Below are 6,810 nucleotides of genomic sequence, written 5' to 3' on the forward strand. Positions count from 1 at the left end.
GCCGCCGCCACGTTCATGCCCATACGTTATCGCCGCCGCAGCACGTAGGCCGCGGCCAGGGCCGCACCGGCCAACGCAGGCAACGCCGTCAGCGGCAGGCTCACCGGCAGAGGCGACTGCGCCTCGCCGGCAGCCAGGCCACTCAGCGTTACCGCGGTGGGCGGACGCACCGTCAGCTCGACCGGCACGATCACCAGTTCGGTCTCGTTGCCGGGACCGGGATCAGGATCGTTGCTGGTCACGCACAGGTTGCCCAGGTATACGCCATTGGCCAGACCTGTCGAGTCGAAGGTCACGTCCACGGGTGTGTCCGTGCCGCCGGCGTTGGAGCCGTTGTCAGGCGCCACCGTCAGCCACGGAATGTCACTGGGTGCCGTGCAGGCGCCACCGGCCACCGTATCGCCGGTCACGTTCATCACGATGTGCATGCCGGGGAAACCGATTGCAGCAGTATCAGTCGGCTCCGGCACACCACAGGCAGCAGCTGCCAGATAGCTGGGCGCCGTCTGGCCATCAGGATTCGATCCGATGAAGAAGCTATTGCCAGCGGTTTGGCCATCTGGCGTGAACACCTCCACCACCAGCACTGAGCCCGCAGGCGCAGCACCGGCCACCGGCACCGTGTACAGGGTCAACGATTGATCCGGTACTGTGTCGGGCGAAGACCCGATCAACGCCAGGTTGCCGAAGGTCAACGGCGCCAGCGGATCGATCATCGTGTAGAGATTCACCGATAGCGGCTGTCCACCCGTGGCTGATGTTGCTACTTCGACGCCGAACTCAACCTGCGTCACGTCGAAGGCGTCGAAGATGCCAAAGGATTCCAGATCGAACACCCGCAGGTAGGAGTTGTCGGTGTGTCCGACGCCGTTGTTGCACGACACCGAGTTTCCTGACACGATGTTCTGCGTCAGCGAATGGGTGATGGTCGTCAGACCCTCGGGGCTGGATGGCGTCTGGGGTACTCGCACGCCTGCACCTTCGCCTGCGGCCGAGAAGCCCAGGTCACCAATGGTTACCTGTTGAAGCATCGACTTCAGCGCCGCATCCTCGGTGGTGGCGACTCGCCGTCCAGTTGCCAGAGGCAACATGGGCATGCCCAGATCCTCTTCCTCGATCAGCCAGTCCAGCATGCCGCCACCTGTGTTGCTGATGGTCATGCTTTCCACCACCACGGAGTTGGTCGGCTGCGTGCTCCCAATGAACAACGGATCCACGTAGATGTTGGGCGGTCCGCCGGCATCACATGCCAAGAACACCGCATCCACCGCATAGCCCGCTGCCCAGGATCCACCATCGTCCGAATGGAAGCGTATCTGGACATTCGGATTGCCGGCATAGGCATTCAGGTCCAGATTGTAGGGCTGCCAGACATCCCCGGCAGGCACCACGATCTCACCATCCCATGTCCCACCACCATCACCGCTCACTTCCACGCCACCTGCGATGTGACCGAAGGCGGCATTGAAATGGTACATGAAGTCCAGGGAGGCCGTGGCTGCACCGGACAGGTCGATGATGTTGGTGTACAGGTAGTCGGCACTGCCGTCATTACCGGATCCGGGCAGATCGTCGTTGGCCGAGGCGTAGTACTGCCCCTCGGGCGCCGGGCCTGGATCCCAGGAGCCGCTGCTATTGTCCATCGATACCACCCACTCGCCGCCGGGCAATGCCAGCGTCGTGTAGCTCCAGTCATCGGGGAAGGCCCCATCCTCGAAGCCCACCACAGGGCCGTTGCAGACAAGTGACGCCGCCGGTTCCAGGTCGAGGCCGACGACGACCGCATCATGATCGGAGGCACGCCACTGGTCGGGCACGTAGAGCGCCGGCTGATTCCAGTCGTTGTAATCCAGGCCCCGGGGCTCGTCGGCATTGATGTGCCAGACCGCCGTGCCGGTCACCTGCGGCAGCAGGCTGGGGCTGGCAAAGGCATGGTCCAAGCGCCCCGACTCGCCGCGGTAGGTGTAGGAGTAGGCGCCCGGGCCTTGGTAGGCGTCGATCAGGTCGGCGAAGCTGCTATCCACAAGGGCCTGGATAGGATCTTCCATGGCGTAGGCGTTCATATCGCCGATAACCAGGAAGTCGCTGCCGCCCATACCGGTGGGGTTTCCTGCCATCCAGGCGATCTCCGAAAGAACACCCTGGGTACGGGTGTAGTTCCAGCAGGCCTGGCCATCGCCCTGGTCTGCATCCAGGCCAGTGGCGTCGCTGCATCCCTTGGATTTCAGGTGGTTGACGACTACCGTGACCTGCGAGCCGGTGCTGTTCTGCTCAAAGGTCTGAGCCAGGGCCGGCCGGTTGCGCGCGTCGTTGAAGTTGGGGTCGACCGCGCTGTCCAGCAGGGCAAAGGGACCGGTCGGGGTCACCGTGCCTGCTTTGTAGATCAGGCCAACCTTGATGACATGATCGCCGCCGAGGATGACACCCGGGTCGATATAAGTATAGGTGCCGGGTCCCGCCACCGCGTTGATTCCGTCCACCAGGGTTTGCAGCACCGGCGCACCGGTGGTGTTTTCCAGTTCGTTCAGACCAACCACATCGGCATCCAGGATGGCGAGGGCTGCGGCCAGTTTATCCAGCTGTCGCGGGAATTCGAAGGCGTTGTCTGCCCCGCGGCATCCCTGGTCCTGGCCGGGTCCGCAGATGTCCGGGCCCGTGTCCAGCGTCGTGAAGAAGTTCAAGACATTGAGATTGGCGATGGTCAACGTGCCGCCCACGTCCGGTGGGGGCAACCGATCGTTGATCCGGGAAAAGGTCACCGACGCCGTGGGCTGGACCTTATAGGCGCCGGAGCTGTAACCCAATGCACCGGCAAGTCCCTGGACGGTGTCACCCTGTCGCAGGGTATTGTCGAGGCCCAGGTAGGGTGGCAGCGGCATGGGATTGGTAACCTCGCTGCCGTCGTCCAGCATGATGCGGCTGCGGTCGTTGAGGTCCTGCAATCCATTGGCCGGGGCACCCGGATCGGTTATGTTGGTTGGAATCTGGAGAGGAACATCCAGCGAGAGATCCACCTGGCCACGATAGCCCTGGTTGTAGTGGCCGCTGGCTGCCAGGGTCTGGCCGAAAACGATGCCCATGCCCTCGCTCCATTCCCATTCATCCAGGGTCGTGACCGGCAAGATTATGGCGGCCGGTGTGACCGGCAGGCCATTGGGGCAGAAGAGAACGTCGCTGATGGTGAAGAGTTGGGTCTCGCCGGAGTTTTCCCTGACGACACCCAGCACGCGTACCGGATCGCCCATGGCCACGTCGACGCCGAAACCATCGTCGTAGACGAAGATGCCCTCAGAGGTCATGGGGTCGAGGTCGGCGTCTATGTCCTCTTCCTGGACGAAGAAGCCGCCCAGTTCAGTGGCGGTGTCCTGGAAGTCGCCAACCACCACGGCCTCGATCCAGACGGTCGCGCCGGGCATGGGGCTGCTGGCGCCAGGCCCCTGAACTTCATGGATCTTGGTGGCAGGGGCACCACATTGGCTTCCGCAGCCCACAAAGGGGGTACCATCGATCATGGTGCCGGGGGAGAAGAGGGCGCTGCCAGAGCCGGTCGCAGTCGAGTGGTAAACCAGCGGTTCCGGTCCGGTGATGTCGGGGTCGCGGGTGATCGACTGGTTGTTGCCCCCTTCGCTTCCATAGATAAGGGAAACGATATCGTTACTGCCATCGTTGAGCGTAACCGTGTCGCCGCTGTTATTGAGGCCGAGCCCGCCGGTGCTGGCGATCTGTACCACGGCACCGCCGAAGCTGCCGGTGGGTGTGCCGCCGCCAAAGACCACCACCGTGCACAGGTTGGGAATAACCGTGCCTGCGGGGAAGGTATGGCGAAGCTGGACGCCATCGGACAATATCCAGCCGGAGATGTCCACCGGCGCACCGGAGTCGTTGACGATCTCGACGAACTCATCCTCGGTGGTGCTGACAACACCGTCGCCGTTGGCGTCACCGTTGATGGCGTCAGGATCTGCCTGCAATTCGTTGAAGACCAATGGCGGAGCGGGACCGCTGCCGTTGCTGCTGCCCATGGTGCAGTCCTGATCGAAGAGGGTTACATCGCCACCGGAGGAGACCCAGTCGAAGCCCACATTGGGGCCGGCGCCGTCGGGAACCCGGGCCACACAGCCGTCCAGGAACTCGCCGGCCCAGCCCAGTTGGTCTACCCGGACCCGGGAGGGCTCGAAGAGGTAGGCCACGTCGGAGGAGCTGAAGTCGACACCGGTGGTGCCCTCGGTGGTCCAGTCCACACCCTCTTCCAGAGCCAGGAAGCCGCCGGCAGGCACCGACAGGGAACCATTCAGGATGGCAACATCGTCGCCGTCGCTGATTAGCCAGCTAGTGACATCGACCGGCGCACCGCCGGGGTTGAATAGCTCGATCATATCGTTGCCGGCATCGGGGAAGACGTCGACTTCGTTGATCAGCAGGGAGCCTCCCAGGTTGTTGTCAGCCACGTCGTTGGCAGCGCCCTGGGTGGGCGTGGGATCCATGTTCCAGTCCCGGGCATCGTCGTCGGTGTCCAGGCCATCGACGATGCGAGCTGTTGAGTACTGCGCCGCGTCGGAGGCGAAGGGTGCATTGGGAGCACCGCCGGTATCACCGTAGGCGACGCGATCTACCACTGCCTCCGGGGGATCGGGCGAGTGTAGTTCGATGAAGTCACCGGCGTTGTCCAGGTTCAAGGTGGTGATGATGACCTGGTAGGCGCCTGGGTCCAGAACGCCTGCCAGCGGCTCGGAGCCGCCATCGTCGGCCAGCGTCCAGCCGGCCAGATCCTGGGAGGCTGTGCCGGCGTTGTAGAGCTCGATCCACTCGGTGCCCTTGGGGGCGAACTCGTTGATGACAACCCGGGGAGTCGGCACGACGCAACCGGTGAAGGGGGTGCCGTCGATCATAGTGCCGGGCGAGTGAACGCTGTTTGGCGAACCGGCAGCAACGGTGTGCCCGACCAGCGGTTCAGGTCCAAAGATGTCAGGATCGCGGGTTAGCGACTGGTCGCTTACCCCTTCGCTGCCATAGGTATAGGTGGCAACGTCGCCGACGCCGTCGTTGATGGTAACTGTGTCACCGCCATTGTTCAGGCCCAGGAAACCGGTACTGGCCGTCTGCACCACCACCGATCCGAAATCACCGGTGGGCGTTCCGCCACCGAAGACGACAATCGCGCAATCGGCAGGGATTACGGTGGCGGCCGGAAAGGTGTGCCGGACTGCAACAGCGTCGGAAATCGTCCAACCGGAAACGTCGAGAGGGCCGCCGGTGTTGTTGTAGAGCTCAACGAACTCGTCCTGGCTGCCGTCCCGGATGCCATCGCCGTTGGCATCCCCGTTGGGATCTGCCGGCGGTTGATCTGGATGGGGATCGTACAGAATCTCGTTGATGACGATGGCAGGTGGAGGCTCGTCAGTTAACGTGTCATTGGGTGCCGCGGCGGGGCTGGCTGCCGCGCTGGGGGTAATAGCCGGTGCAGCCAACGAAAGAGCTAGTGTCACCGCCATCAAAAGGAACATGAGAGCCTGCATCTTGCGTGGGGGGGGCATGGTGTATCTCCTGTGAACCGAGTATCTGTGTTGACTCAGAGCGCACGGGCGCATGTTGGATGACAGCTTGTGTCTCCGGCCGAATGCAAGCTGTCATCGAAAGGGGCTGATACGATCTTTCACGACCGGAAAAGGAGCAGACCTGGATAGGTGAGGACTCCTGGCTACGTGGTTGATTATAGCACGTTGGCTATCCGGGGGTCAACTTGTGGCTTTTTTCCCCAACACCGTAACATACCAGTGCTTACTATATAACTCTTCTCCCTTTTTTGTCAACTCGATCAGCTGCTGTTCTTCGACGGTCATATCCTTCAGGAGTTCGTCGATCGCGGCGACATTTTCCGCTGACACATCAGCGGTCAAGGAACTGAGAGGCCTGATCCTCTCATAGGATTCTACGACCTGCACCTGACAACCTGCTTTTGCCAGCATGGCCTGCCATTCGCTGGGGCGATACTGGCGCACGTGGGATTCGTCGTGAAGCCAATCGAGACGGTTCATGATGCTGTCGATGTAGCTATCCTCGGGAACGCTGCGGTCGTCTATCAGCAACAGGCCGCCTGGTTTCAGCATGCGAACCATCTCCGAAAGTGCCTCATGGATGTCACGGAAATGGTGGGCAGCTCGCCGGCAGGTGACCAGGTCAAAGCCTTCGCCGTCAAAGGTCTCGTCGTCGAAAGGCAGGTGATGGATGTTTGCCAGGCGAAAACGCACGTTGGCGATAGCTCGCTCGAGGGCCAGTTCTTCGGCCAGGTCCAGCATCTGTGGTGTAATGTCGATTCCGACTACCTCGAGGACGTGCGGGGAGAATGCGAAGGCAGTGTGCCCGGTGCCGGTAGCAACGTCGAGAACCCGCCAGTCGGGCTGGGGCTGAGTCAGCGCGATCAGGCGATTCAGAACGACTGGATCGGTGTGGGCCCGACTGTCAACATACATTCTGGCCCGCCGGCCAAAGATCTCCCGTGCTTTATCCTCGATCAATCTGGTTTCCTGCATCGTGTCGTCTCCAGCAACCGGACTATGGGAAGAAAGAAGTAGGAATCTTTCGATGTCCTTGTATTTTGCTCCTGAAAAAAGGAGCTTCCATGACCAGTATAGCCGCAAATGGCATTGTTGGATATGACCGGGATCATATCAACGGGATGTTTTTTTCAGGAGAGAGCTTTGCCCCGGTTTGAGGGACGCGGGGAGGGTTTGGACCACGAAGGCGCGAAGGCTCACGAAGGTCGCGAAGCGCGAAGGGCGCGAAGGACACGGGGACGCGGGAGGGTTTGGA

At 61.8% G+C, this 6,810-nt stretch carries 2 protein-coding genes; both read right to left on the reverse strand.

The genetic code is table 11. The features are described from left to right. Positions 1-26: 26 nt before the first annotated feature. Positions 27-5,534 (reverse strand): ExeM/NucH family extracellular endonuclease, encoded by a 5,508-nt coding sequence (locus tag U9R25_16025; GenBank protein ID MEA3337407.1) that lies wholly within the window; start codon positions 5,532-5,534, stop codon positions 27-29. A 201-nt stretch (positions 5,535-5,735) separates the two neighbouring features. Continuing rightward, the gene (locus U9R25_16030) at positions 5,736-6,530 is read right to left on the reverse strand and encodes a methyltransferase domain-containing protein (GenBank protein ID MEA3337408.1); all 795 of its coding nucleotides are present in this window, start codon (positions 6,528-6,530) and stop codon (positions 5,736-5,738) included. Positions 6,531-6,810 lie beyond the last annotated feature (280 nt).

The sequence above is a fragment of the Chloroflexota bacterium genome, assembly GCA_034717495.1.
Classification (GTDB): domain Bacteria; phylum Chloroflexota; class Anaerolineae; order JAAEKA01; family JAAEKA01; genus JAYELL01.

Excerpts from the sequence above, each read along its gene's own strand:
- U9R25_16025 (MEA3337407.1), bottom strand. The coding sequence starts at position 5,534 with ATGCCCCCCCCACGCAAGATGCAGGCTCTCATGTTCCTTTTGATGGCG.
- U9R25_16030 (MEA3337408.1), bottom strand. The coding sequence starts at position 6,530 with ATGCAGGAAACCAGATTGATCGAGGATAAAGCACGGGAGATCTTTGGC.